This window comes from Streptomyces sp. NPDC028635 (genome assembly GCF_040637635.1).
Taxonomy (GTDB): domain Bacteria; phylum Actinomycetota; class Actinomycetes; order Streptomycetales; family Streptomycetaceae; genus Streptomyces.
Genome location: NZ_JBEZWX010000022.1, coordinates 85,635 through 111,342, shown reverse-complemented (window position 1 = coordinate 111,342; position 25,708 = coordinate 85,635). Strand labels below are relative to the sequence as shown.

The 25,708-nt window shown below is 72.0% G+C and carries 28 protein-coding genes; 16 read left to right on the top strand and 12 right to left on the bottom strand.

The window, feature by feature from the left end; translation table 11 throughout:
* Positions 1–17: 17 nt before the first annotated feature.
* Complete coding sequence (locus tag AB0E88_RS23110; protein WP_361633320.1) at positions 18–1,508, bottom strand: MFS transporter; 1,491 nt, start codon at positions 1,506–1,508, stop codon at positions 18–20.
* A gap of 87 nt (positions 1,509–1,595) precedes the next feature.
* On the opposite strand from AB0E88_RS23110, the gene AB0E88_RS23105 reads away from it, so the two are divergent.
* Entirely contained in the window at positions 1,596–1,991 is a 396-nt protein-coding gene (locus AB0E88_RS23105) for a MarR family transcriptional regulator (RefSeq protein ID WP_361633317.1), read from the top strand.
* A 122-nt stretch (positions 1,992–2,113) separates the two neighbouring features.
* On the opposite strand, the gene AB0E88_RS23100 is transcribed toward AB0E88_RS23105, so the two are convergent.
* From AB0E88_RS23100 to AB0E88_RS23080, 5 genes are all read right to left on the bottom strand, one after another.
* On the bottom strand, positions 2,114–2,854 hold the full coding sequence (locus AB0E88_RS23100; protein WP_361633314.1) for a maleylpyruvate isomerase family mycothiol-dependent enzyme: 741 nt from the start codon (positions 2,852–2,854) through the stop codon (positions 2,114–2,116).
* A 106-nt stretch (positions 2,855–2,960) separates the two neighbouring features.
* Entirely contained in the window at positions 2,961–3,416 is a 456-nt protein-coding gene (locus AB0E88_RS23095) for a VOC family protein (RefSeq protein WP_361633312.1), read from the bottom strand.
* A gap of 41 nt (positions 3,417–3,457) precedes the next feature.
* A complete protein-coding gene (locus tag AB0E88_RS23090) occupies positions 3,458–4,363 on the bottom strand; it encodes a helix-turn-helix domain-containing protein (RefSeq protein WP_361633310.1) in 906 nt (301 codons plus the stop codon).
* A gap of 103 nt (positions 4,364–4,466) precedes the next feature.
* Positions 4,467–4,973: a DUF4232 domain-containing protein gene (locus tag AB0E88_RS23085; protein WP_361633307.1), complete on the bottom strand. Its 507-nt coding sequence runs from the start codon at positions 4,971–4,973 to the stop codon at positions 4,467–4,469.
* Between the two features lie 228 nt (positions 4,974–5,201).
* Complete coding sequence (locus tag AB0E88_RS23080; RefSeq protein ID WP_361633305.1) at positions 5,202–6,053, bottom strand: methyltransferase domain-containing protein; 852 nt, start codon at positions 6,051–6,053, stop codon at positions 5,202–5,204.
* A 139-nt stretch (positions 6,054–6,192) separates the two neighbouring features.
* On the opposite strand from AB0E88_RS23080, the gene AB0E88_RS23075 reads away from it, so the two are divergent.
* Positions 6,193–6,777 carry a TetR/AcrR family transcriptional regulator gene (locus AB0E88_RS23075; protein ID WP_361633302.1) on the top strand — a complete coding sequence of 195 codons (585 nt, stop codon included), beginning with the start codon at positions 6,193–6,195 and terminating at the stop codon, positions 6,775–6,777.
* Here the strand turns inward: AB0E88_RS23075 and AB0E88_RS23070 are convergent.
* Complete coding sequence (locus tag AB0E88_RS23070; protein WP_361633299.1) at positions 6,774–7,067, bottom strand: hypothetical protein; 294 nt, start codon at positions 7,065–7,067, stop codon at positions 6,774–6,776. The two genes, AB0E88_RS23075 and AB0E88_RS23070, sit on opposite strands and share 4 nt — an antisense overlap.
* 389 nt (positions 7,068–7,456) lie before the next feature.
* Here AB0E88_RS23070 and AB0E88_RS23065 point away from each other — a divergent pair, with 389 nt between their 5' ends.
* The 13 genes from AB0E88_RS23065 to nadE all read left to right on the top strand — a co-directional run bounded on the left by AB0E88_RS23065 (position 7,457) and on the right by nadE (position 16,252).
* Positions 7,457–8,098: a hypothetical protein gene (locus tag AB0E88_RS23065; protein WP_361633297.1), complete on the top strand. Its 642-nt coding sequence runs from the start codon at positions 7,457–7,459 to the stop codon at positions 8,096–8,098.
* Positions 8,099–8,389: 291 nt separating this feature from the next.
* Positions 8,390–8,962 carry a hypothetical protein gene (locus AB0E88_RS23060; RefSeq protein WP_361633294.1) on the top strand — a complete coding sequence of 191 codons (573 nt, stop codon included), beginning with the start codon at positions 8,390–8,392 and terminating at the stop codon, positions 8,960–8,962.
* A 206-nt stretch (positions 8,963–9,168) separates the two neighbouring features.
* Positions 9,169–9,357, top strand: a complete 189-nt coding sequence (locus AB0E88_RS23055) for a hypothetical protein (RefSeq protein WP_361633292.1) — start codon at positions 9,169–9,171, stop codon at positions 9,355–9,357.
* Between the two features lie 9 nt (positions 9,358–9,366).
* Positions 9,367–10,008, top strand: a complete 642-nt coding sequence (locus AB0E88_RS23050) for an HAD family hydrolase (RefSeq protein WP_361633290.1) — start codon at positions 9,367–9,369, stop codon at positions 10,006–10,008.
* A gap of 105 nt (positions 10,009–10,113) precedes the next feature.
* Positions 10,114–11,295, top strand: coding sequence for a helix-turn-helix transcriptional regulator (locus AB0E88_RS23045; RefSeq protein WP_361633287.1), 1,182 nt, complete (start codon positions 10,114–10,116; stop codon positions 11,293–11,295).
* Between the two features lie 375 nt (positions 11,296–11,670).
* The gene (locus tag AB0E88_RS23040) at positions 11,671–11,880 is read left to right on the top strand and encodes a hypothetical protein (RefSeq protein ID WP_361633284.1); all 210 of its coding nucleotides are present in this window, start codon (positions 11,671–11,673) and stop codon (positions 11,878–11,880) included.
* Positions 11,877–12,257, top strand: coding sequence for a DUF6415 family natural product biosynthesis protein (locus tag AB0E88_RS23035; RefSeq protein ID WP_361633281.1), 381 nt, complete (start codon positions 11,877–11,879; stop codon positions 12,255–12,257). Before AB0E88_RS23040 ends, AB0E88_RS23035 begins: the two co-directional genes overlap by 4 nt.
* Positions 12,254–12,421, top strand: coding sequence for a hypothetical protein (locus AB0E88_RS23030; protein WP_361633278.1), 168 nt, complete (start codon positions 12,254–12,256; stop codon positions 12,419–12,421). Before AB0E88_RS23035 ends, AB0E88_RS23030 begins: the two co-directional genes overlap by 4 nt.
* Before the next feature lie 358 nt (positions 12,422–12,779).
* Entirely contained in the window at positions 12,780–13,910 is a 1,131-nt protein-coding gene (locus AB0E88_RS23025) for a radical SAM protein (protein WP_361633275.1), read from the top strand.
* Entirely contained in the window at positions 13,907–14,074 is a 168-nt protein-coding gene (locus tag AB0E88_RS23020; protein WP_361633272.1) for a hypothetical protein, read from the top strand. The genes AB0E88_RS23025 and AB0E88_RS23020 overlap by 4 nt, the downstream gene beginning before the upstream one ends.
* A 90-nt stretch (positions 14,075–14,164) precedes the next feature.
* Positions 14,165–15,034, top strand: a complete 870-nt coding sequence (locus tag AB0E88_RS23015; RefSeq protein ID WP_361633269.1) for a GNAT family N-acetyltransferase — start codon at positions 14,165–14,167, stop codon at positions 15,032–15,034.
* Between the two features lie 217 nt (positions 15,035–15,251).
* Positions 15,252–15,389 (top strand): hypothetical protein, encoded by a 138-nt coding sequence (locus tag AB0E88_RS23010; RefSeq protein ID WP_361633267.1) that lies wholly within the window; start codon positions 15,252–15,254, stop codon positions 15,387–15,389.
* 32 nt (positions 15,390–15,421) lie between these two features.
* Positions 15,422–16,252 (top strand): ammonia-dependent NAD(+) synthetase, encoded by an 831-nt coding sequence (gene nadE / locus AB0E88_RS23005; protein WP_361633264.1) that lies wholly within the window; start codon positions 15,422–15,424, stop codon positions 16,250–16,252.
* Positions 16,253–16,391: 139 nt separating this feature from the next.
* Here the strand turns inward: nadE and AB0E88_RS23000 are convergent, their stop codons facing one another.
* From AB0E88_RS23000 to AB0E88_RS22990, 3 genes are read right to left on the bottom strand one after another with little or no spacing between them, the layout of a single operon-like run.
* Positions 16,392–18,605 carry an RICIN domain-containing protein gene (locus AB0E88_RS23000; RefSeq protein ID WP_361633261.1) on the bottom strand — a complete coding sequence of 738 codons (2,214 nt, stop codon included), beginning with the start codon at positions 18,603–18,605 and terminating at the stop codon, positions 16,392–16,394.
* Positions 18,548–19,360 carry a class II fructose-bisphosphate aldolase gene (locus AB0E88_RS22995; protein ID WP_361633258.1) on the bottom strand — a complete coding sequence of 271 codons (813 nt, stop codon included), beginning with the start codon at positions 19,358–19,360 and terminating at the stop codon, positions 18,548–18,550. Before AB0E88_RS22995 ends, AB0E88_RS23000 begins: the two co-directional genes overlap by 58 nt.
* Positions 19,361–19,394: 34 nt before the next feature.
* Positions 19,395–21,239 carry a glycoside hydrolase family 35 protein gene (locus tag AB0E88_RS22990; protein ID WP_361633255.1) on the bottom strand — a complete coding sequence of 615 codons (1,845 nt, stop codon included), beginning with the start codon at positions 21,237–21,239 and terminating at the stop codon, positions 19,395–19,397.
* Positions 21,240–21,384: 145 nt separating this feature from the next.
* On the opposite strand from AB0E88_RS22990, the gene AB0E88_RS22985 reads away from it, so the two are divergent.
* Positions 21,385–22,404, top strand: coding sequence for a LacI family DNA-binding transcriptional regulator (locus AB0E88_RS22985; RefSeq protein ID WP_361633252.1), 1,020 nt, complete (start codon positions 21,385–21,387; stop codon positions 22,402–22,404).
* Between the two features lie 128 nt (positions 22,405–22,532).
* On the opposite strand, the gene AB0E88_RS22980 is transcribed toward AB0E88_RS22985, so the two are convergent.
* Both AB0E88_RS22980 and AB0E88_RS22975 read right to left on the bottom strand, forming a co-directional pair.
* Positions 22,533–24,113, bottom strand: a complete 1,581-nt coding sequence (locus AB0E88_RS22980) for an adenosine deaminase (RefSeq protein WP_361633249.1) — start codon at positions 24,111–24,113, stop codon at positions 22,533–22,535.
* 143 nt (positions 24,114–24,256) lie between these two features.
* Entirely contained in the window at positions 24,257–25,615 is a 1,359-nt protein-coding gene (locus AB0E88_RS22975) for a hypothetical protein (RefSeq protein ID WP_361633246.1), read from the bottom strand.
* Between the last annotated feature and the right edge of the window lie 93 nt (positions 25,616–25,708).

Below are 25,708 nucleotides of genomic sequence, written 5' to 3'. Positions count from 1 at the left end.
CGGAGGAGGCGGTCCCCCTAGTCACGGACCGGGACGCGGTCCGTCATCGCCTCCGTCACGGTGGACCGTGCGACCACGACCGACTGCTGCGGGCGGCGTTCGCGCAGGCCGGTCAGGCTGATGAGGAGTCCGGCGAGGGCGATGGCGGTGGCCACCACGAACCCCGGCCGGTAGCTGTCCAGGACGCCCTGGGGCGTGGCGTGCGCCGGGGCGTTCGCGGTGACCACGGCCGTCACCACGGCGAGGAAGATCGCGCCGCCCACCTGCACCGAGGTGTTCAGCAGCCCGGAGACCATGCCCTGCTCGTGATCCTCGACCCCGTTGGTGGCCTGGATGTTGAGCGAGGGGAAGACCAGCGCGCACGCGGCACCGATCAGCAGCATCGACGGCAGGATCGCCGCCGCGTACACCGGGTCCAGGTCCACGTTCAGGAACAGGGCGTAGCCGGCGACCATCAGCGCGAAGCCCACCGGGATCAGCCGCCGGGTGCCGAACCGGTCGACGATCGAGCCGACCTTGGTGGAGGAGACCGCCACCAGCGCACCGGCCGGCAGGAAGGCCAGCGCGGTGTGCAGCGCGGACCAGCCCAGCAGGGACTGCATGTACAGCGTGGTCAGGAACTGGAAGCCGACGTAGGAGCCGAAGAAGGCCACCGCGCCGAGCTGGGCGCGCACCTGGTTGCCGGAGCGCAGCACCCCGAGCCGCACCAGAGGCCCCGCCGAGCGCCGCTCGACCAGGACGAACGCGGTCAGCAGCACGGCCACGGCGAGGAACGACAGCAGGGTGCGGGCCGACGCCCAGCCGGCCTCGGGAGCCTGGACGACGGTGAAGACCAGCAGCAGCATCGAGGCGGTGCCGAGGACGGCGCCGGGGATGTCGTAGCCGTGGTGGTTCTCCTCGCGGGCGCTGCGCGGCAGCAGCTTCAGGCCGGCCACCAGCGCGATCAGGGCGATGGGCGCGGGCAGCAGCATGGTCAGGCGCCAGCTCGCCTCGGTGAGCAGCCCGGACAGCACCAGGCCCATGGAGAAGCCGGTGGCCGCGCAGGTGGTGTAGATGGACAGGGCGCGGTTGCGCAGCGGCCCCTCGGGGAACGTCGTCGTGATGATCGACAGGCCGGCCGGTGCGGTGAAGGCGGCGCTCAGGCCCTTGATGAAACGGCTGGCGATCAGCAGCGGACCGGAGTCGACCAGACCGCCCAGCAGTGAGGCGAGCGCGAACACGCCGAGCGCGACGAGGAACACCTGGCGCCGGCCCAGCAGGTCGGCGGTGCGTCCGCCGAGCAGGAGCAGACCGCCGTAGCCGAGGATGTATCCGCTGACGATCCATTGCAGGGTCGAGGTGGACAGGTGCAGGTCGGCGCCGATGGACGGCAGGGCGACGCCGACCATCGACACGTCGAGCGCGTCGAGGAACATCGCGGCGCAGAGCACCAGCAGGGTGCCCCACAACCGGGGGGTCCAGCGCACCGTCGGGGACGGGGACGCCGAGGGGATGAGCGGAGAGGTCATGGCCGGGACTCTTCCATGCGCATGCATTCAATGCAAGCGCATTTAATTACGGTGCAATGAAATTGCTTCTCTGCTACGGTGCGGTCCATGGCGGCGAAGAAGGCCGAACAGGCACTCGTGGACCAGTGGCGGGAGATCCTCGCGCTGCACGCCCGCACCCAGTGCGCACTGGACCGGGCGCTCGTCGGGCACGGCCTGTGCGCCAGCGACTTCGAGGTGCTCGACGTCCTCGCGGAGGGCAGGGCCGCGGACGGCTCCTGCGCCTGGCGCGTCCAGGAGATCGCCGACCGCGTCCACCTCAGCCAGAGCGCACTGTCCCGGCTCGTCGCGCGGCTGGAGAAGGACGGTCTGGTGGACCGGGCGCTCTGCCCGGAGGACCGGCGGGGCGTACGTGTCGCCCTCACCGACAAGGGCCGCGCGCTGCACGGCGAGGTACGGCCGGTGCAGCGCGCGGTACTCACGAGGTTGCTGGCGGGCGGCTGACGCTCACCGGCCGACGGCTCGGCAGCCGCCGTCCGGCGGCCGGCTTCGGGCGCGGACCCTGCCGCGCGGGGCGATGGTGCGGAACGGCGGTCCGGGCGACCCGGCGACCGCCGGTCCCGGGATCAGACGATCGCCGACTTCTCCTGCCACAGGAGCGCCGTCGCACGGTCACCCGTCACGGACGGCACCGGGCCACGGTTCCACAACGCCAGGTACAACTGCTCGGCCGGACCGGCCAGTTCGGTCTCCGCCTCGCTGGACTCACCCCGCACGGTGACGGGCGGCTCCGCCGACAGTCGTACCGTCCACACCGCGTCGTCGGTGTCGGTCGCGCGCACGCGCAGGACCCGCGGCTCCTCGGTGCGCACCCTGCTCTTCGGACGGGCGTGGAAGCCGCGCAGCAACTCGTCGATGCCGTCCACCGCGAAGCGGGTGCCGATCGGAGTGGGCGTGCCGCCACGGGCGCACTCGGCGTCGTAGCGGTGGATCGCCGTCTCGTGCGCCTGCCGGCGGGCCCAGAAGGCCAGCGGCGAGGGGCCCGGCGCGGGGAGGAACGTCCAGGCCGGCGCGTCCGCCGGGGCCGCGGCCAGGGTGTCGACGAGGTGGCGGTGGCTGTCCCGGTACCAGTGCAGCAACTCCGCGCCGTCCAGCTCCGGTTCGGCGTCGATGGGCCGCGGCTCGGTGATGCCCTCGGCGACGAAGCGGGCCGCCCAGCGGTGCACGGCTCCCGTGTGCCGCAGCAGGTCCCGCACCTGCCAGTCGGGGCAGGGCGGCACCTTCGCGTCGGGCCCGGCCGCCTCGGCGGCAGCCGCGAGCAGGGCGCCCTCGCGGCGCAGGATGTCGACGAACTCGGCTGTGTCCATGGGAGGAGTGTGCCGGACGGAACGGGCTCGAGGGCAGGCCCGCCCGGACGGCGGCCGGTACGCCGGGTACGGCCGCACGCGCTGCGGGCCGTGGCGGAGGTCCGCATCAGCGCGGCTCGCCGGGATAGGTGCCGAAGTTCCACAGGTTGCCCTCGGGGTCGCGGGCGGCGAAGTCGCGGGAGCCGTAGTCGGTGACGTGCGGCTCGGAGACGATCTCGGCGCCGGCCGCCTTGGCGCGCGCGTACACCGTGTCGGGCTCGGCCGTGACGACGTACGCGCCGAAGGAGCCCGGCTGGAAACGCCACGCGTCCTGCTTCGCGTCCGGGCGCAGCGAGCCCAGCATGACGCCGCCGCCCTCCGGCCAGGCCAGCTCGGCGTGCTGCACCAGGTCCGCGTCCACGTCGCTGTCGTAGACCACGGTCTCCTCGAAGCCGAAGGCATCCACCAGGAAGCGGATGAGGGCGCGCGCGTCCCGGGCGCGCAGCGTCGGCCAGACCTGCGGCGCGGGCGGGCGCGGGCCGGTGCTGGACGGTGCGGTCGTGGTCTGCGGATTCGTGCTCATGGCGGCGGGGTCCCTTCGGTGAAGGTCGGGTGGCGACACCGTCAGGGTCCGCCGGGCGGGCCGTAGCCGGCTTGGATGTTTCGGAACTCCCGCGCGAGCCACACGCTCGGGGCGCAGGACGCCAGGGCGGTGAACTCGCGGTCCAGGTGCGACTGGTCCGCGAAGCCCAGGTCGGCGGCCAGCCCCGCGAGATCGGGCCGGTGCGGGCGGGCGGCGAGCCGGCGCCGGGCCCGGTCGAAGCGGGCGACGCGGGCCGCGGCCTTCGGCGTCAGGCCGATCTCCTGGCGGAAACGCGCGCGCAGATGCCGGTCGCTCCAGCCGACCTCGGCGGCCAGCGCGTCGATCCGTACCCGGCCGCCGTCCGCCAGCAGCCGCCGCCACGCCTGGACGACCTCGGGCGCCACCGCGGCCGCCGCGTCCGTGTGCCGGGCCAGGCGGCGCAGCAGCCAGTGGTCGACGACGGCGAAGCGGGCCGGCCAGTCGGCGGCCGTACGCAGCCGTTCGTGCACGTCGGCCACCTCGGCGCCCAGGACGTCGGCGGCGGGTACGTCCGTACCGGCCAGCTCGCCCGCCGGCAGGCCCAGCAGGAGGCGGGCCCCGAGGGGACTGAGGGCCACCTGGACGCCGGACTGGCGGCCGGGCACGGCGATGTGCGCGGGCGCCAGGTGCAGTCCGCCCAGCAGGGTGGGGTAGTCACCGCCGGGTGTCCGCGGGTCGGGGTGCGCGGTGATGCTGAGCGGCTCGTCGAGGGTGAGGATCAGGGTCAGCCACGGCGACGGCAGCCCGAGGTGCCGGCCGTGCGGGACGCCGCGCTGACGGTAGCCCGAGTACCAGCCGACCAGGCCGCGCAGCGGGGCCGCGGGGGCCGTGTGCAGGGCCTCGTCGACGGCGTCGTCCACGCCGTCGTCCACGGGGTCGTCCCCGGGGCGGGTCGTCTCGGGCGCCATGGGGCCATTGTCCCGCGGTCCGTGGTCCTCGGCCCGTGGTCCCCGGACCACGAGCCCCGATTGGACCACGAGCACCGCTTGGACCACGGGCCCCAGGTCACGGTCAGTGCGACGTCGGGGAGATGGTGAAGACGTTGGAGCAGACGCGGAGTGAGGCGGGGACCAGGAAGGCCTGGTGCGAGCCGGGCGGGTAGACCCGCAGATACGTGCCGGCGGGCCGGCACGGTCCGCCGATCGGACCGTTGGTCGTGTGGATCACGGCGCTGGCCGTCTGCGCCGGGCGCAGCGTCACCGTCGCGAACGACTGCCCGGTGCGCGTCGCGGCCGGACCGATCTGCCGGTGGTCGACGCTCAGGACACTGACCCCGGGGTAGCCGCGCAGCGCGCAGGAGCCGGTGCCGGTGTTGGTGAACCGTATGGGCCAGTACAGCTGACCCGCGCCGTGGTCCTGGCGCCCCAGGGAGAGATACAGGTTGCTCGCGGAGCACGTGGGCACCGCCGCGCTCGCCGGCTGCGCGGCCAGTGCGGCGGCTGCCGCCCCGCCGGCGACGACTGCCGCCGCGATGCCGGCGGCGGCCAGCTTGCGGGGGAGGGGGAGGGAGAGTGGCATGGCACGACACCTCCGTGGGATGTGTGTCGACGGCCTGGTGAAGTGAGTGGGTCGACGGCCCTGAAGGCCGCACATGGTGTCTCTACTCCTTGAGACACGCACGCCCCGGTGAGGGTTGCATCCGACGCTCACGAACTTCGAGTCCCCCGTCGAAGTGCTCTCGCTGCCTGCTGCCTGCTGCCTGCTGCCTGCTGCCTGCTGCCTGCTCCCGCTGCCCGCTGCGCCTGCTCAGTCGGCCGGACGGTTCGCGGTGACCAGCCAGCAGGTGCTGCGCATCCGGACCGTGCCGTCCGCCGTCTCGTGCCGGCGCAGATGGGCGGTCAGGGTGCTCCGGGCGCGGGTCCGGGAGGTCGTGTCGACCTGCTCCAGTAGATGGCGGCCGGGGCCGGTGCCCAGGAGGAAGGCCGCCGCGTCCTCGGCGTCGGCTCCCCACACTCCGCGGGCCTGCACCTGCCGGACCTCGACGTCGGTGAAGCCGGCCGTGGTCAGGAGGGCGCGGATGCGGTCCGGGGCGGCCAGCGAGAACATGCCCGGCAGCCCCGGCGCACCGAAATCCCCGACGGGCAGGAGGTCGCGCAGCGACGCCATCGCCGTCACCCAGTCGTTGAGGGAGGCGTCGGCCGGGCAGACGAACGCGAGCCGCCCGCCGGGGCGCAGTGCACGGCCGATGTTGCCGAAGGCGGCCGCGGGGTCGGCGAAGAACATGACCCCGTAGCGGCTGATCGCCGCGTCGAACGTGCCCGCTTCGAAGGGGTGCACCTGAGCGTCGCCCTGGACGAAGGAGACATTGCCGACGCCCTCCTTCTCCGCCCGGGCGCGCGCCGCGGCCAGCATCGGTCCGGACAGGTCGAGGCCCGTCGCGTGGCCGCGCGGCGCGCGCACGGCGGCGAGCCGCGTGGTCTGGCCGGAGCCGCAGCCCAGGTCGAGGACCCGGTGAGCGCGGCCGATCGCGGCGGCGTCTAGGAGCGGCTCGTCGAAGCCCTCGTTCACGGCGTTCCAGCGGTCCTGGTGGCGGGCCCAGTGGTCGCCTTCCGGGCCGTTCCACGCCTGCGCCTGCTCGGTGTTGACGACGTTCGGCATGGTGCCTCCTGTGATCGCGAACGGAGAATGGGCGTACGCCCAAACACTATGGGCAATCGCCCAAACTGGCAACGCCGGTTACGATCCGAGGGGTTGCCGCCGCCGGGAGGGGGGCGGCGGCGTGAGAGAAGAGGGGTTCATGTCACCGCGTGGAGTGGCGACGCCGGACGTGCGCGAGCGGCTGTTCGCGGCGGCCGAGCGGGTAGTGGAGCGGGAGGGGCCGGGCGCGCTCACCAGCCGGGCCGTCACCACGGAGGCGGGCTGTGCCAAGGGCCTGCTGCACGCGCACTTCGCGGGGCTGGACGAGTTTGTCGCCGAGCTGTGCCTCGACCGGTTCGCGCGTACGGCGGCGCGGGCCGAGGCGTTGTCCGGACGCGTCGGACAGGGCACGGTGGCGGAGAACCTCAGCGCCGTCGCGCTCGCCCTCTTCGACTCCGGCGGCCCCGCCATTTCCGGCCTCGCCATGACCCGCCCCGCCGCCGCGCTGCGCATCCGGCAGGCCCTGGAGGACGGGGCGCCCGGCTTCACGGCGATCGAGCAGGCCATCACCGGCTACCTGGCGGCGGAGCGACGGCTGGGCCGGGTGCCGGCCGCCGTCGACCCGGACACGGCGGCCCTCGCCGTCGTGGGCACGGCCCACCACCTGCTGATGACCAGCTGGCCGGGCGCCCCGGACCCACGGCCACGGATGCAACACCTGGTCACGGCGCTGCTGACCGACTAGCCAAGCGTGCACTGCAAATTCGTGAACCAGGGCTGGGAACCAGCCGCAGCGGCGGCAGCAGCGCCAACGGAAGCAGCACGATCGAGTTCCCTGCGGGCCCCAGCGGCGAACACCGCAAGCGGCTCGCTGATTCGGTTGACCGCCTCTTCAAACATCTTGAGATTGCTGAGATCAACGTGCGGGATCGGCGCGCCACCCGGCTTCAGACGATCGGCACGACCCTCGGGGCTGTTGTCACTGGGCTGTTCCGGCGCCTCGTCGTTCGGCTCGGGGCGGTTCTCGTCTGTCATGGCCGCACCGTAAAGCTCGCCTCTGACAACGTCACTTGGATATGAGGGTTCATCGTCATGCCAGTGCCAGAGCCAGAGCATCCGCTGGTCAGGCGCCGCCCAGGCACCCTGGAGCGTGAGCATCGCACGCATTGGTCGCCCCCCTCGGCATGACGCCAAAGCAGTTCCACGGCTCGACCCGCTGGCCACGTCGGGCGGACGTACGCCGCCCACGTCGGGGCGGGCTGTGCGAACCCGTGCGCCAGCAGGGGAAAGCCCCGGCGCGCCCCTCAGGGCACAGATCACATCTGAGCCACGATGTGTTCATCGCGCATTCAAGTAACTCTCAGTGCCGCCACAATGACAGCAGTCGTACTGTCCTTGGGGGGACCATACACGCTCGAACCATCTTGCTCGCCGCCGTCGCTACGCTGGCCGCTACGCTCACCGCATGCGGTCCGGACGGGCCGTCACAGGGTAAAGCCGAACGCAATCGCTCGACCGCCAGCGCCCAGGTCTCCGCCCCGCCGGACTGCGGACCCAACTCCAACCTGTCCCAGTCGGAATGGATGGAGCAGTGCAGCGGCAGCGCGACCGCCTCCGACACGGCCGACAAGCAGCCGGACACCGAGCTCGCCATCGGCGACACCTTCGCCTACACCGATGGTCTGAAGGTGACGGTCGACAGCATCAAGCTGGTTACCCGCTACGGCGAGTTCGATGAACGGCCCGATGCCGACCACACTCCCTTCCGGGTCACCTTCACCATCACCAACGGCACCAGTAAGCCGTACACCCTGGACGGCCTCGGATACCAGGCGCAGGGCGCCACCACCGGCGGGGACACCGAACCGGCGTTCGTCGAGGCCGGCTCCAAGCAGATGGCCGGCCGTCTGGCTCCCGGGCGCAGCGGCACCTTCACCGCCGAGTACACGATCGCCAAGAACGACGGCAAGGACATCGTGTTCACCGTGACCCGCACTGACGATGCCTGGATCAAGAACGGCAGCTTCCTCGCCGAAGACCCCCATTGGACTGGCACCATTCGGTAGCAGCCGCGACCTGGGCGGCCCGGCACACTGGACGCGTGAGCATCGCACGCACCAGCCGTGACGCCCGCCCTCTCGTAACTACCCCGCAAGGTGCGTACAGCCTTGCCATGACGCCCAAGCAATTCCGCGACTGGGCGCGCCGTCTGCACATCACCCCGGGCCGGCTTCCAGCCCAACTCGGTACGCGGGGAGGCTTTGGCACTGTGGGACCTCGCCGACATCACCGACAAAGCTTGTGCCACACCTGAGCCAAGGCTGTATACGGCCTTGCAAATCGAGAGGAGCCAAGACATGGACGAGACAACGGGAGCCGTTCCCGAGGTTCCACCGATGCCCCCCGTCTCCCCGACGCCGCCCAGAACAGCGCGCAGGCGCAACGTTGCTGCGGCGATCGTGGGAGCTTTGGCGATCGCAGGAGTCTCCTCCGGAACGACTGCATGGCTTCTCTCTGGCTCCGACAAGGACGCTGCGGATTCGAAGCCCGTGGCGGCCACGTCGGCGCCAGCCAGGCCCGCAGACGCCCCAGCTGAGGCGGCCGAAGCGACCACGGGGACCTACAACGACGCCCCGACGCCTGCGGACTTCGCACTGACGCTCAGGACCACGGACCAGCAGTGCTTCGGCAGTGCTGGGTGCAACATCACCGTGGAACCGAAGCTGTCGTACACCAGCCTGACATCGCTCGATCCGGAGAAGACCTACTCCATCACTTACGAGATTCACGGCGACGAAAGCGGCCCCATTATCGAGACGATGGACTTGACCGACCAGGATCAGCTCAGCTATCAGCCGATCTCCCTCTCTACCTCAAGCCGTTCGACGAAGGTGACCGCCGAGATCACCGACGTGACGGTGTCCATTTAGAAGGTGAGATCGGACGCATCTTGTCGGAGTCTCAGCTGCCCGCCTCAACCAGGCTTGGCAGAGGTCAATGCGACGCTCATTCCGTGAGACGGTGGCACCGCTGTCGATGAGGTCTCACCCCCATCCGCCGCCGCTGAAAGCTTCCGAGGCCTGGCCCTTGCGCCGGGCTTTCGCATGTCTGCCCCGATCCGAGAGGAGGGGCGCACATGCGCATCCGCGGCATCATGGCCGCCCTGCTGCTCGCCATCACCGCGCTGCTCACCACCGGCACCGGCGCGGCCTGCACCGAGCCACAGCAGATGCCGACCCCGGTACAGGGCGCTCTGTGCCCGTGTCACGGTGTGCCGCCCAGCTGCTCAGTTCGAGAGTGTGCGCCGCTGGCGAGCGCGCCGTAGGCTCCTGGCGTGATTGAAACGTTCGTGTTTGACGTCGGCGAGACCATCACCAGGGACGACCGCTACTGGACGTCGTGGGCCGACTGGCTGGACGTCCCTCGCCACACGCTGTCTGCCCTCGTTGGCGCGGTGGTCGCCAAGGGACTCGACAACGCCGAGGCGCTGCGCCTGGCCCGGCCGGGCATCGACGTCGCTGCCGAGTACCAGGCCCGGGAGGCTGCCGGCCGAGGCGAGCACCTCGATGAGGGCGACCTCTACGAGGACGTCCGGCCGGCGCTGGCCGCGCTTCGGCGGGCTGGCGTGCGCGTGATCATCGCGGGGAACCAGACACCGCGCGCGGGGGAGCTCCTGCGCAGCCTGGATCTACCAGCCGACCTCATCGTGACATCGGGGGAGTGGGGGGTCGCGAAGCCAGAGCCAGAGTTCTTCCGGCGAGTCATCGAGGTGTCGCAGGCGGCGCCTGAGGCGACGGTGTACGTCGGGGACCACCCAGCGAACGATGTCTTCCCCGCGAAGGCGGCCGGGCTTCGTACGGCGCATCTCCGCCGTGGCCCCTGGGGGCATCTGTGGGCGGATGACCCGGAGGTCAGCGCAGCAGCTGACTGGCGGATCGATGGCCTCTCCCAACTCGTGGACCTCACGAAGGGCTGAAGGCCACGCGATCGGGGGAGGAGCTGACCCCCTACCGCGCAAGTCGTACAAAGAGCGTCTCGAAGTCGGTACGGTTCGGAGTGAGCGAACTGAACTGGAGCCGCAATGCCTGCACTTGCGTACGGTGGAGTAGGGCGCCGGGTCGCCTACTACCGGCGGCTGAAGCGTATGACGCAGGATCAGCTAGCGCAGTCGGCCTGCGTCGCGCTCGGAACGATCCGCAAGATCGAGCGCGGAGAGCGAGGCGTCGGTGACGCCACCCTTGAAGCCATCGCCGCGGCTCTGTCCGTCGATCCGATGCAACTGCGCACCGACCGCAGCCCGGCCCAGACACCCGTTCACGACGCGCTGCCTGCCCTTTCGGCGGCGATCGCCACGTACGACCTGCCAGAAGACGGCCCCATCCGCCCTCTCGCAGACCTGCGCGCTGCTGTCAGCGATGCGGCCGACTGGCGCCTGTCCGCCCAGTACATCCGCATCTCCCACCAGATCCCCGAGCTGCTCGCAGAGGTCACCCGGGCCTACCACGCAGCCGCCCCTGGACGACGAGCCATAGAGGCCGGGCTCCTGGTCAGGGCTTACCGCTCGGCGGACGCGGTGGCCTACAAGTTCGGCGCTCGTGATCTCTCCGCACGGCTCATCGAACTCATGAGGTGGGCCGCCCCCGAGGCGGACGACCCGCTGCTGACCGCCTCGGTGGCCTACGTGCGCACGGAGACCTTCTTCGCAGCCCACGCTCACGCGGCGGGGCTGCGCGCGCTCGAGCAGGCCTTGGACGCCGCCCCGGCGCCGTCCAGTCGGCCGGAGGCCGCGGCCCGCGGCGCGCTCCACATGAGGGCAGCGGTCATCGCCGGCCGGGCCCGGGACGCCTCTGCTGCCGTCACACACCTCGCCGAGGCCCAAGCGCTCGCCGAGCAGGTGCCGGAGGACGTGTACCGCGGGACTGCCTTCGGACCCGACTCCGTTCGCATTCACGAGGTATCCGTCGCCGTGAGCCTTGGTGACGATCACGTCGGGCGTGCCCTGGACGTGGCCAGCGAGTGGAAGCCGCCCGCAGACCTGCCTGCCGAGCGCCGCTCGGGGTTCTACATCGAACTCGCCCGCGCCCAGCTCTGGTCGGGAATGGCCGATGATGCTTTCGAGTCGCTGAAGGTGGCGCGGCGTATCGCGCCTCAGCACACCCGTGAGCACCCGTGGGTGCGTGAAGACGCCTCCACGCTCCGCCGCTTGAAGCGGGCGGACTCCGAAACGCTCTCCAACTTCGCCGAGTGGTGCTCGGCAACCTGATCAGACCCAGCTACCCCTAGGCGGGGTACTTGGGGTACCTGGCAACCCCCACTATCTGTTGCACGCACAGGAGCCAGCAGCAGATGGGGGACGCGATGCCGGACGCACAGCAACTTGCGCCCACCGTCATCGACGGGCGAGTGAGCATCGTCCGGCTGCACGGCGAAGCCTGCTTTGACTGCGGAGCAGTCAACAGACGCCTGCGCGCGGCCGGCCATGTGGTGCTTCGAGGCAGTGGCCGCGTGTGGCAGATAGTCACATGCGGCTGCCGCACCAAGGACGCACCGGCATGACCGGCAACACCAGCAGACCCCGGCGACCGCGCGAACGGCCCCGGGGCGTGGCCAACGCTCAAACCAGCCAGGGAGCGTCGACATGACGAACGGTACCTGCCCGACCCAGAACCGCCCACCCGGACACAAGATGACGATCCGGGTCTACCAGGTGGACCGCAGCGGCACGGTCACCCAGGACCGCGGCGAGGTCAGCGTCATCCCGTACGGAGAGGAGCCGCTGCCGGTCTCCTCCGCCTTCCCGCCGTGCCAGTGCCTGCGGTGTCGGGCCGGACAGGCGGCGACGCGGTGAACGCCATCATCGAGAGCAGCAACGCGACCGCACCCCTGGACATCACCACGATGCGCGAAACCGCGGCGCAGCTGCTGGGCCAGGGCGACGCCCCCGAGTTGCTCCCGCCCGCGCCTGGCAACCTGGAGACGCTCACGGCCCTGCTGCGGGGCCACCTGGAGCTGATGATCCCCGAGGTCGAGAAGAAGGCGGCGCGGCTGCCGAAGAACAGCGTCCCCCGATACTGCGCCCTCGCGTGCGTGGGAGAAGCCCGCCGCAAGCTCAGCGAACAGGCGACCCCCCGCTACGGTGGCGAACCCGGCCACGCCCGGCGCCTGGCCCGCGTGCTGCGCGCCCTCTGCGAGCACTACGAGAACACGACCGGGGCGACCGCATGACCGCCAGCAGCACCTGCCCGGCCTGCCACGAGCACGTAGACGGTGACACCGAGCCGGACGAAGACTACGTGCGGCCCGTGAAGACCATCACCGGCCTCTTGCTTTACGTCGCGGCCGTGACCGCCCCCGTCCTCGCCCTGGTGCTGGCGCAGACCCCCAGCTGACGCGCCCCCACGGCGACCGCAGGGACAGGGTCGCACCCCCAAGACGCCCCTCCCGTCGGCGGTCCGGAAGCCCCGGCGGGAGGGGTCCCAATCGGCCTGCGCCTCCAGGGCCAAGCCGTTGGGACACCCGGACGAAGGAGTCCCCGTGTTGACATCCGCACCGCCTCGGCGGACCGTGCGGCCGGCCTCGCCGAGTGCCGAGTCGTGCCCGGACTGCGCGGGCACCGGCGCCAACCCCAGCACCGGCAAGAGGTGCGACACCTGCAACGGCATGGGCCAGATCTACTGCGCCGCTCCCAGGGTCGCCCGTCTTGTTGCCCCCTCGGACCGTGCTGTGCGAAGGAGAGGAGAAAGCGTCATGCCGCACAAGCTGATCGCCAGCCCGTTCCTTGACGGGCATCTGCTGCTGCGCCCCGGCGCCCGGTCCGGGAGCCGCATCCCGGCCGACCACTACGAGCAGCTCCGGACCGCCGCCACCGCCGGGCAGACCGTGCCCCGTTGGGCGGCCGACACCGCCGCCAGCATGTGGGGTCTCGACGTCGCCGGGCTTCCCATGCAGGACACGGTCCTGGTCCGTGAGCCGTCCTCCTACGGCTACTGCCGGGCTTCCTGGGAGATCAACCTCGGCTGCAACTACGGCTGTCCGCACTGCTACCTCGGTGAGCGACCGGTCGCCGGTCTGAGCTGGGACGACAAGGTCCGACTGCTCGACATCATGCGCGAAGCCGGGGTCCTGTGGCTCCAGATCACGGGCGGCGAGCCGACGATGGACCGCGACTTCGAGGGCGCCTACCGGTACGCCTGGCTCGCCGGGATGATGCTCACGATCTCCACCAACGGCTCCCTCCTGTGGCGCCCCGACCTGCTGCGCCTGTTCCGGGACTGCCCGCCCTACCGGCTCGTGATCAGCCTCTATGGTGCGAGCGAGGAGAGCTACGAGAAGGTCACCCAGCGCCGTGGCTCCTGGAAGGCGTTCCGGCGCGGTATGGCCGCCGCCCGAGGAGCCGGTCTTCCGCTCCGCCTCAACCTCGTCGTCACCGAAGCCAACGCCGACGAAGCTGACGCGATGAGCGCCCTCGCTGAGGAGTGGGGCATCGAACACCACGCGTACACGAACATGACCCCGACGATCAGTGGCGGCGGCGAACCGCTGCTCGCCCAGTCCGCCGCCCACCTGCGCCAGCGCAAGCCCTTCGCCGGGTGCAACGCCGGCCACACCTTCTTCCACGCCGACCCCCATGGCCTGGTCTCGATCTGCAAGGTCGGCCGCGACGACCAGATCGGCCTCATGGCCGAGGGCGTCGACGGACTGCTGCGGCTCGGCGCGATCGCCGACCGCCTCATGCTTCGCACCGGAGGGTGCGAGGGCTGCGCCCTGTCCGGCTCCTGCCGGGTCTGCCGCCCCCTGGCCAAGCACTACCAGGAGGCCAAGGCGCCGCTGCACAGCTACTGCCAGCACGGAGACAAGAAGGAGACGGTCCTGTCATGACCCCTCGCCCCGTACCCGTACAGGTCCTGCCGAGCAAGCCCACCAGCGCCCGCCGGGCGGCTCCGCCGGTGGCCGCCGCATCCATCACCGCCGTCGCCGACCTCGACGACATCGTCGAGAGCGCCGAGTGCTCCTGCGACGCCGGTGACGACAACCCCCACTAGTCATCCGCGATAGACCGGCTGAACCGCTCTGGCCCTGACGGGGCACCGTCAGGGCCAGAGCCATGCCCCTGGAACGACTAAGGTGCCACCATGTTCTTCCGCTGGGACTGGCTACGCCCGGTGCTCACCGCACCGATCGTGCCCACCCTCGGTCCTGTCCACCCCCACGCCCTCACGGTCGACCTCTTCGAGGACATCCGCACCGCGGCCGCTATGGACCGGTACTTCCTGCACTACGACAAGGACCGCCGCTGGAGCAGCGAGAAGGACGAGACCGTGATCGCCGACGGCATCGTCCACCAGCCCGACGTCACCCTGATTCCCACCCTGTCGACGCGCGGCCGCGGCACCACCAAGGTCTTCGCCTACGGCCACCGAGGCGACATCCTCAGCGAGGCCGCCGATCTTGCCGCAAAGATCGCTGCCGAGTACGGCGTGGCTGGCGCCCGAGTGGTGCGGCCGCTCGGCCCAGAGGCCGTGCCCGTGAGTGGAGTCAGGATCCAGCTCCAGGACTTCGCTGCCCGACCCTGCGAAGACCGGGGCGGCCCGGTACGGCCGTTCACCGCCTGGCCGGCCGCGGTGCGGGACACGTTCGAACCGTACGCCCAGGCGATGGCCGCAGACGGCTTGCTTTTCCTGCACTCCCAGATGCAGGCAGGTCTGTGCGGACCGGTCCTCACCGCGGCCCTCGAGGGGCGTGTAGTCGGAGCGATCGGCCCCATGGAAATCCGCCCCGACGCTGTCGGATACCGCCAGCTGATGCCGCAGTATTTCGCTGTCCTGCCTGATGCCCGCGGGAACGGCCTGGGACGCCTGCTGTGGCGTGCTGCGATGCACTGGGGTCAGTCTCACGGCGCTGACTACCAGCTCCTCCAGACCGAGGTGGGCGGCGCCTCCGACCAGCTGTGCCGTGCGGAGAGGCTGGCGTCCCTCGGCTTCGTGACCACACACAAGGTGTGACAGTCGACCGGAGTCCGAGGGACACGGGGCGGGGGGAGGGGCGCTCACGCGACGGCCGCCGGTTTCGGGCGCCCGTACGGCGACACCGGCCCGCCCCCTCCGTACGCCGCCCGCGCCGGGTCTGACCAGCGCGGAGGGGCGCGGCCCGGCGCGGCGTGGGGCGCACGCCGTGTCGTATCGTCGGAGCGACAACCGCGAGCTCGGGGAAGGTGACGGCGTGCCGGGTGAGCGACCGCAGGCCTGCGAGATCGTCGAGACCACCGGCGCGGCCGGCGTCTTCCGCACGCCCGCCGGCCACCCCAACGGCTACACCTCGGACAGCGGTACCTCGGCATTGCCGGGTACCCGTCCCTGAAGACCCCGCAGTCCCGTACCGAAGGAGCAACCGTGACCGACCCGGCGTCCATGGCCGTGCAGCAGGAGATCGCCCGTGAGCTGGAGGTGAGCGCCGACTTCGACGCGCAGCGGGAGATCGAGCGCCGGGTGGCGTTCCTCGCCGACCGGCTGACCTCCACCGGCCTGCGCGCGCTGGTGCTGGGCATCAGCGGCGGCGTCGACTCCTCGACCGCAGGCCGGCTGTGCCAGCTCGCCGTGGAGCGGGCCCGGGCGGCCGGGCACGACGCGACGTTCTTCGCGATGCGGCTGCCCTACGGCGTGCAGGCCGACGAGCACGATGCGCAGCGGGCGCTGGAGTTCATCCGGCCCGACCGCGTGCTGACCGTCGACATCCGGCCCGCGAGCGACGCGGCCCTGCAGGCACTGCTCGCCGGGGACACCGTCTTCCGTGACGACCACCACCAGGACTTCGTGCACGGCAACGTCAAGGCCCGGCAGCGCATGATCGCCCAGTACGCGGTGGCCGGCGCGCACGACGGCCTGGTCGTCGGCACCGACCACGCCGCCGAGGCGGTCTCCGGCTTCTTCACCAAGTACGGCGACGGCGCGGCCGACGTGGTCCCGCTCACCGGCCTCACCAAGCGGCGCGTGCGGGCGCTCGCGGATGCCCTCGGGGCTCCCGCCGAGCTGGTGTGGAAGACGCCGACCGCGGACCTGGAGACGCTGAACCCGGGCCGCCCCGACGAGGAGGCCCTCGGCGTCACCTACGACGACATCGACGACTTCCTCGAGGGCAAGCCCGTGAGTGAGGAAGCCTTCGCGGCCATCGTCCACCGCTACCGGGTCACGGAGCACAAGCGCCGCCTGCCGATCGCCCCGTGAGCCGTCCGGGTCCCGCGGCCCGCTGACCGTCGTACCGGGGCCCGGGCAGGACAGCCGACCGCTTCCTGCCCGGGCCCCGCTCCTTGTATCGAGCGTCAGCCGACCACTCCGTGCCCGGCTCCCGCATCCCTGTCCGGCGTCAGCCGATCACCCACTGCTGGAGTGCCGAGCCGCTGTCGGCCTGCTGTGTCACCGGCGCGGCGTCGGCCGTCGACGCCGTCGTCAGCAGCAGCCCGCTCTTCACCGACGCCACCGTGTACGCGCCGGACGCCAGGCGCCGTACGGTCCAGTGCTGGTTGGCGCCCCCGGTGCACGGCCACTGGATCACCTTGGCGCCCGCGGCGACCGAGCCGCCCTCCACATCGGCGCACAGCCCGGACTCGGCGTTGACCAGCGTGTAGGAGCCGTCCGTCTGCCGGGTGAACGTCCAGCTCTGGTTGGCGCCCCCGTTCGCGGCATAGGTGATGAGCTGCGTGCCGGCGGTGGTGCTGTGCCCGGGGTCGTCGAGCGCCTTGCCGCCCGTGGCGAGGGTGTGCGTACCGTCGAGCGACGGAGCCGTCCCGACCGGCGTCAGCGTCAGGGTCTGCTCGGCCGCGCCGCGCGCCCCGCCGACGGCACCCCCCGCGGTGTCCGTCCAGGAGCGGACCGGAGTGGTCTCGGCGAGTCGGCCCGAGACGCCGGACAGCCCGATCACCAGCCCGCTGTAGCGGTTGACGAGCCGGTAGGTCCCCGTGGGCGCACCGGCGGCCGTGCGTCCCGGGACGACGAACCACTGCTGCCCGACGGTCGGGCCGCCCGAACCGGCCGCGGTGACCGTCGGACGCGTCCCCCAGGCCCGCTGGGCCGTGGCGGAGGAGTCGACGCCCAGCAGCCGGCCCGTGGCCGCGTTGGCGATCCGGTACGACCCGTCGCCGTTCGCTGTGAAGGTCCACGCCTCCAGGTCGGAGCCGGTCGCTGCGGCCAGCGACGTGGTGGCGGAGCTGCCGGACATCTGGGCGAGGACCCGCCCGCCCCCGCCGGAGATCCGGTAGACCGTGCCCGGATCGACCGGCGCGGCCGGCGCCGAGGTGCCGATGGTGACGTCGACGTACTCGCCGTAGGAGCCGTTCGAGCAGCCGAAGGAGCAGTAGGAGCGGAAGGACTTGCCGATGATCTGGCTGCTGGTGCGGTTGGCGGGGTCGAGGAACCAGCGGTACCAGGAGGCGTTGGTGTGGCTGCCGGTGTCGCCGATCAGCCGCCATTTCTGGGAGGCGAGGTCGTCGGTGGCGTAGAACTGCTGCGGCGCGTTGCCGCTCTGGTCGACGGCCTGCGGTTCACCGATGTAGAGGCCGAGGTAGGCGTTGTAGGTGATGTCCATGACGAACAGGGGGGAGGTGGGTGGCATCGTGCCCGCGGCGATCTGCTGGGCGGCGGTGCCGGGGGTGGCCGGGTCGTATTCCTGGCCGGCCGGTGTGTAGCCGGTGGGGTGGGCGGGGTCGACGGGGATCATGTTGCTCTCGCGGCCGCCGGTGCCCGGTTCGCTCCAGGTGCCGTCGTACCACTTGCGCCAGCTGCCGGGCGCCATCTTGCCGGCGATCGGTGCGCGGGCGACGTGTGCGTGGAACGCCTTCCAGCTGCCGCCCTTGTCGACGATGCGGGAGCCGTAGAAGACGTAGAAGTAGCCGGAGGCGGTGTCGGCGTACAGGCGCGGGTCGCCGTCGCCGTAGTGGTACGTCTGCTGGGGGAAGGCGCCGGTGTCGCCGCGTTTCGTGCTGTACGGCGATGTGATCACGTGGTCTTTGATCGTCCAGGTGCGGCCCTGGTCGTGGGAGACGGCGTAGTCGATGGCGTCGTAGTGCAGTCCGTCGGCGAAGGGCTGGGGGGTGAACTCGTTGTGGACCAGGCCGTACCAGTCGCCGGTGTCCGGGTCGACCCACACGCCGGCGAGGTCGCAGTAGTTGCGCTGGGCGTAGCCCGACCCGGTGGGGGCGTAGGTGGCTTCCTTGCCGGTGGGGCTGTTGTTGCAGCGTGCGGTGGTGTCGTTGTTGCGGTCGGCCGGGTCGGCCGGGTTCACCGCGTCGCTGAGGGCGCTGGAGCGGGTGGCGGTGTCGAAGTCCTTGCCGGTGTAGAAGGTCCATTGCCGGCTGTCGCCGGCGCCGTAGAGGGCGTGCGCCTGCTGGTAGTAGAACGTGCCGTCCCTGTCGAGGTACGGCGCGGCGGGGGTGTCGTCGGGGTGGGTCCAGGCGCCCTTCGCGCCGACGGTCACCGTGTAGGCGGGGTCCGACGCCTGGGCGGTGCCGGTGGTCAGGGCGCAGGTCAGGCCGAGGGCCGCGGCGACGGCCGTGCCGATGCCTCTTCGTCGAGGAGTTGACACAGGTGCTCCTTACTCGGTGGGGGAGGGAGTTGAGCGTCGAGAGCGGTGAGGCTGCGGGCGACGGTGGCCGCCATCGCGCGTCGGCCGTCGGCGAGGTACACCCGCGGGTCCGCGTGCGCGTCCCGGACGAGCCGGTCGTGCAGGGCCCGGGTGAGGGCGGCGTCGAGGTCGGGGCCGAGCACCAGCTTCGCCACGCCGGCAGGCACCGGCGGCCGGTGGGAGGCACGCAGCACCAACGGGATGTCCAGGGCCGTGGTGAGCAGCACGGGGTCGGTGACGACGAGCGCATCGACCCCGGTGGCGTACGCGTAGGCCCGGACCGTCTCCGGATCGGCCGGCCCGGCCCACTCGCCCTCCGCCCACAGCCCCTGTTCGTGGGCCCAGCGGACGACTTCACGGGTGGTGGCCACGTTCCGCGCCCAGGGCAGCAGCCCCGCGTCGTACAACACCGAGCTGAACCGGCCGTGCGCGACCTGGGCGAGCAGCGCGGTACTGCGCACCCGGTCCAGGTGGAGCGCCACCGGTACGGTGGCGAGTTCGGCGAGTTCGGCCACCGCCCGGGCCAGTGGCAGCAGCCGGCCCGCGTGGTGCCGTACGGCGTCCGGGCCGAACTGCACGATCACCGGTGAGCGGACGGCCTCGGCGCCCTCCACGACGGCCTGCGCATGGTCGAGGGTGAGCACGGGGAACGCGGCGACGACACGGTGCCGGGCGGCGGCTTCGGTGAGCAGCGCACCGGCGGCTGCCAGGGGCATGGGGTCCTCCGGGGGACGCGGAACCAGGGGGTGGTCAGTCGAAGGTCTCGATGTACTCCTCGGCCGGACCGAGGTCCGGCCTGTCCTCCAGCGCGATGTGCGCACCGAGGTGTTCGAGTTCCAGGACCGTCAGGGTGTTGTCACCGGGCCGCAGCATCGGCCCCGGGACGTAGTAGGTGGTCTGCGGACCGATGTCCCAGTACCGCCCGAGCAGCGTGTCGTTGACCCACAGGAACCCCTTGCCGAAGCCGGGCAGACGCACGAAGGTGTCGGCGGGCTCGCCGACGTCGAGGGTCGCGGTGGCGAATCCCGCCCGGCCGTCGGCCGGCGCCGCAGCCGTGGCGGCCGCGAGGTCCCGTGCCGTCCACCGGTCCAGCGGCAGCCGGTACATGGTCCAGCCGTGCACCAGCCGGCGCTCCACCCGCACCCCGCCCAGGATCCCCTTGCCCTGGCCGAGCAGCGGCCCGTAGTTGACGCGCCCCTGGTTCTCCACGAGCAGCCCGAGCCGGACCCGCTTCCCGGCCCCGTCGACCATGAACGAGGCGGTCTCCGTCTCGAGTACGGCCACGGGTGCGCCGTCGACGAAGACCTGGGCCCGGTCGTGCAGTCCGGTCACCGTCACCTCGTGGCGGCCCTCGGGCAGCAGCGGCTCGGCCTCGTACAGCACCAGACCGGCGGACTGACCGAGCTGCTCGAAGCTCAGGGGTGCCGGGGCGCGCACCGGCTCACCCGTGGCGCGCAACGCGTCCAGCAGCGCGGCGCCGTGCGTCACGGCGAGCGAGCGGGGGCCGAGCACCGGCGGATCGGAGGGCACCGGCGGCAGGTCGGTGCCGCGCACGGCGGACAGCAGTTCCCGCAGCGCGAAGAACTTCTCGGTCAGCGCCCCGTGTTCGGCGATCGGCGCGTCCGAGTCGTAGCTGGTGACGGTCGGCTGCAATCGCTCGCCGTCGTGGTTGGCGCCCGCCCACAGGCCGAAGTTGGTGCCGCCGTGCGCCATGTACAGGCTGACCGAGCCACCCGCGTCGAGGATGCCGCCGACGTCCTCGGCGGCGCTGTGGGCCGAGCGCACATGGTGCTTCTCGCCCCAGTGGTCGAACCAGCCGTTCCAGAACTCCGCGCACAGGAACGGCTCGCCGGGCCGGCGTGCCCGCAGCAGCGCCGCCGCCTCCTCGGGCCGCGAACCGAACGTCGCCGCCGCCAGCTCCCCGGGCACACTGCCCCCGTCCTGCATCAGCGCCGTCGGGCCGTCGGCGGTGTAGAGCAGCTCGGTGATCCCCCGCTCGACCAGGGCGTCGCGAACCCAGCGCACATAGGCCGCGTCGTCGCCGTAACTGCCGTACTCGTTCTCGATCTGCACCGCGACGACGGGCCCGCCGCGGCCGGCCTGCGCCTCCGCGATGCGCGGCACGACATGATCGAACCAGCGGCCCACCGCCTTGAGGAACGACGCCTCGGAGGTCCGCGGCTGCACCCCGGGCGTGCCGGTCAGCCAGGCGGGCAGCCCACCGTTGTCCCACTCGGCGCAGATGTACGGCCCGGGGCGCACGATCGCGTCCAGCCCGCGCTCCTGCGCCAGCCGCAGAAAGCGGCCCAGGTCCCGCCATCCGTCGAAGCGGACGTCACCCGGCGTGCGCTCGTGGAAGTTCCAGGGCACATACGTGTCCACGGTGTTCAGCCCGAGGGCCGCGAGCCGGTCGAGCCGGTCGGCCCACTGCCCGGGGTGGACCCGGAAGTAGTGCAACGAGCCCGCGAGCACACGATGCGGCCGTCCGGCGCGCAGCAGCGTGCCGCCGGCATACGTCAGGCAGGGACGCGAAGGTGTTGTTATCGATATCTCTCCCCGTCCCGAAACCTCTTCACCCGCAACGGACCGCTGCATAACGCCACCCCTATCGTGCCGACGGCCGTCACTATGGCAGAGAATGTTATCGATGCCAACAGTCCGGGCTGCCACCCGCGCGCACCCCGGCCGACCCCGCCATGTGGGCGATATCATCGAGCCCACCGACCTGGGGAAGGGGCACATGGCGATTCGGACTGCCGGCGCGGAACGGCCGCCCGCGATGGCGGACGTGGCCCGGCTCGCGGGGGTCTCCGCGCAGACCGTCTCCCGCGTGCTCTCCGGGCACCCGAACGTCCAGGAGAAGACCCGCACCAAGGTCCTGGCCGCCGTGGAACAGCTCGGTTACCGCCGCAACAACGCCGCCCGTGCCCTGTCCTCCGGCCGCAGCCGCACGATCGGCGTGGTGACCCTCCAGACCACCTTCTACTCCCGCGCCGCGGTCACCTCCGGCATCGAGAACGCGGCCCGCGAGGCCGGCTACGCGGTCAGCACGGCGACGACGGCCTCCCTGGACACCGCCGCCATCGAGGACGCCCTGTCCCGCCTGGCCGACCAGGACGTCGAGGGCGTGATCCTGTCCGTGCCGCTCACCCACACCAGCCCACGGATCGAACAGCTCACCCGCTCCGTCCCCACCATCACCATCGACGGCTCCCGCACCGCCGCCACCGAGGTGGTCGCCGTCGACCAGACCCTGGCCGCCCGCCTCGCCACCCGCCACCTCCTCGACCTCGGCCACGAGACCGTCTGGCACATCGCGGGCCCCGAGGAGTGGCTGGAAGCGGCGGCCCGCCGGGACGGCTGGCGGGCCACCCTGGAGGAAGCGGGCCGGCCGGTACCGCCCCCGCTGGAGGGCGACTGGTCACCCGCGTCCGGTTACCGCAACGGACTGATCCTCGGCCGCATCCCCGACGCCACGGCGGTCTTCGTCGCCAGCGACGAGATGGCGTTCGGCGTGATCCGGGCCCTGCACGAGCTGGGCCGCCGGGTGCCCGAGGACATCTCCGTGGTGGGCGTCGACGACATCGAACTCGCCGAGTACTGCTCGCCCTCCCTGACCACGGTCGCGCAGCCGTTCACCCAGATGGGCGCCCTGGCGGTGGCCCACCTGCTGCGCCACATCGAGGACCCCGACGCACACACGGAACCGGCGCTGGTGGAACCCCGTCTGCTGGTCCGGTCGAGCACGAGCACCCCCTGATCGAACGGGGCCCTGATCGAACGGGGCCCTGATCGGACGGGGCCGTCGCGGGCTTGACGGGGCGCGGGAGCGACGCGAGGATCCACGACGCACCGCACCCGCACCCGCAGGACGGCCCCGGCGGAGTGTTACGGCACCAGACCCACGGTCCGCTCGAAGGCCCGGAACGCCGCTTCCTGCCGCCACTCGACGGCGGCCTTCGGGCTGGAGGCCAGCAGCCGCCCGCACGCGCCGTCCGGAGTACCCCGCCCGGGCTCGGCACCGCGGCAGGCCGCGACCGGCGCATACCCCTCCCGCGCCGGATCGCCCCGCCACACACTCTCCCCGGGCAGGAACGCGTACTCCAGGGACGCCCGGGCGAGATCCTTCAGCTCGGGATAGGACAGCCCGTACGTCTCCGCGGCGTACTGGTACTCGTGCGTGATGTCGATCCGGCTCACCCCGGGATCGTCCGTCGCCAGCACCACCGGCACGCCGAAGGCCCGGTACGTGGCGAAGGGGTGATCGTTCCCGCGCACCCCGAGGATCTGCGCGTTGCTGCTGAACGGCACCTCCACGGCGATCTCCCGGTCCGCCATGGTCCGTGCCGTGTGCTGCCAGTCGTCCTCGTGGACGAGGTCCACGCCGTGTCCGATCCGCTCGGCTCCGGCGACGTTCACCGCCTCGGCGATGTGGAACCTCAGGTCGGCCGGCTTGACGGGCCCGGGCCACAACTCACCGGCGTGCAGCGTGACATGGGCCTTCGGGTAGACGCCCCGCAGGTACCGCACCATCCGCATCTGCAGGCTGTAGTCGCGCAGTGAGCTGTCCCAGTCCTCCGGCTGCACGAGATTGACCGCGACGAACCGCGGATCCCGCTCCGCCAGCCGCATCCCGAGGGCCAGCTGCGTGAACACCCGCTCCGGCGCGCTGCCCCGGGACACCTGCGAGATCCACCGCACCTGAAGCCCGCACCCCGGCCGGGCCCGCCGTGTGCCGCAGTGCGACGTGGCACGGAACTCGGCGTCGGCGTCGTCGGCCTCCTTGCGGGCCTCGGCCACCAGCGCGTCGAGCTTCCCGCCGGCCGTCAGCCTGCCGTGCAGCCGGGCCGGATCGGCGTCCCACCCGACCTCGTTCGCCAGCTTCTTCGCGCTGTCGGAGGCGGGCGAGACCATGGTCTCCAGATAGAACTGGTTGTCGCGTACGACGGTGTCGGCGACCTCGGACAGCAGCTTGCCGCGATGCCGCCAGGTCACCTCGCCGAACTTGCCGAAGGTGTCGAAGAAGTGGTCGTGGCCGTTGCCGTCCGGCGGGAAGTCCTGCATGGACCACTCCCGCACCAGCGTGTCGTGGAAGGCGCGGTCGGTGCGCGCGTCGGCGGCCGGCCGGGTGCCGGGGCCGCACGGCGGGGGCACCGCGGTCGTCGTCGCCGTGTCGACGCACAGTCCGTCCTCGGCGGCCAGCTCGATCAGATACTCGGTCGTCACCGCACCCGAGAGGTGGTTGTGCAGATCGCCGCCCTTGGGCATGGCCGCGAAGAAGCGGCGCAGCAGGCGTGGGTCGTCGCGCACGGCGTGCAGATAGGCGTCGGTGGTGCGCTCCGAGGGCGTGGTCGGCCGGGGCGCGCTCGCGGCGGAGTGCGCGGGCGGCACGGGCAGCAGACTCAGCACGCCGAGCGCGGCGGCGACCAGCAGGCCGCGGCGGCGGGGGAGTGGGGAGGTGTACGTCACCGCACCATGATCATCGCGCGGGGACGCGTCGCCCCGGCAGCGCACCGGGCGATCACTCGCGGAGGTGACCCAGGTCAACCGTCGCTGACGCGAGGATCAGGCGGTCGTGCGAAACGCGCCGCGGGAGACGTGCCGGACCAGCCTCACCAGCCCGTCCACAGCAGATGGTTGAGCAGCAGGGCGAGCAGCGCCTGGGCGGCGAGCCAGGCCCGTGGCCGGGTCAGGAGCGCCCCCACCGGCAGCAGCCACACCGCGAACGGCAGCCAGATGCGCTCCGTCTCCGCCTTGCTCATACCGGACAGGTCGGCGACGAGAAGGGCGAGCAGGGCCGCGCACACGAGCACCGTCAGGCGCAGCCGCGGCGACGGCTCGGCGCGGGCCGACGTGCGACGCAGCGCCCCGCGCTCGCCGACCGCCACAGCGCCCGCCCGCCGCAGCCCCGCCACGGTCGCCGCGCCGACCACCAGCACGGTGCAGGCCAGGTTCGCCCACACCCAGTAGCCGTACGGGCGCACACCCCCGGCGCCCTGGTAGTAGCGCTGGACCAGCAGCCGGTACGCCTCCCCCCAGTCGAAGCCGGCGAGAGTGAACAGCGCCGGCACCACCGCGAAACCGGCGAGCAGGAAGGGGGCGCCGCGCAGCAGTACATGGACCGGCGGCCGCGCGAGCAGCACCACCGCCGCCCCGACCAGCGCCATCAGTGTGAGGCCGTACGACAGATAGCAGGTCAGCCCGAACAGCAGCCCCGAACCCGACGCCGCCGCCGCGGACCGCCGGGTCACCGCCACCGCGAGCAGCGCCACCGACCAGGCGGCGACGGCGGCGAAGTACGCGTCGGGGGACGTGCCCATCCACACGGCCGCCGGGGCGAGCACCAGGAACGGCGCCGCACGCCGGGCCGGCTCCTCCCCGGCCAGCAGGCGCACCGCCACCAGCACGGCCACGCAGGCGGTGGAACCGAGCGTGATGCACCAGGCCCCGGCCCAGCCGCCGCCGCGCAGGCCGGCCCGGTCCAGCAGCACGAAGGTGAGCGTCGCGGCCGGCGGATGCCCGGCCACATGAGCGGGCCAGTTGCCGGGGGAGTGCAGCAGGATGTGGTGGGTGAAGTCGCGCAGGGCCGCCGGGATGTCGTGGAAACGGTCGACGGCCCGGAGGTACTCGTAGCGGGTGGTGAGCCGGCCGACGACACCCCGGTGCCAGCCGTCGACCAGGGCCAGCGACCAGATCCAGGCCAGCGCCGAGCCCCAGACCGAGGCGAGCAGCGCCCGCCAGGGCAGCTGGGCCGCGGCGACCGGGCCGTACCCCACGACCAGGGCCGCCACCGCCACGGCGGCCGGCGTGCCCGGGCCGGTGTGCGGACCCCAGAACCCCACGAGCGGCGGCCAGTCGACGAACAGCTTGTGCGGGTAATCCCGGATGTGGCGGCCGACGAGCACCGCCGCCGACACCAGCAGGGCGGCGGCGACGACGGCGTACAGGTCGCGCAGGAGGGCTCGGTTCACACGGGCACGCTAGGGCGAACGGCACTCCCTTCGGCGCCCCGGCGGCACGACGTCAGCGTTTCGTCATGGGTCGCAGCCCCGCCACCGCACCGA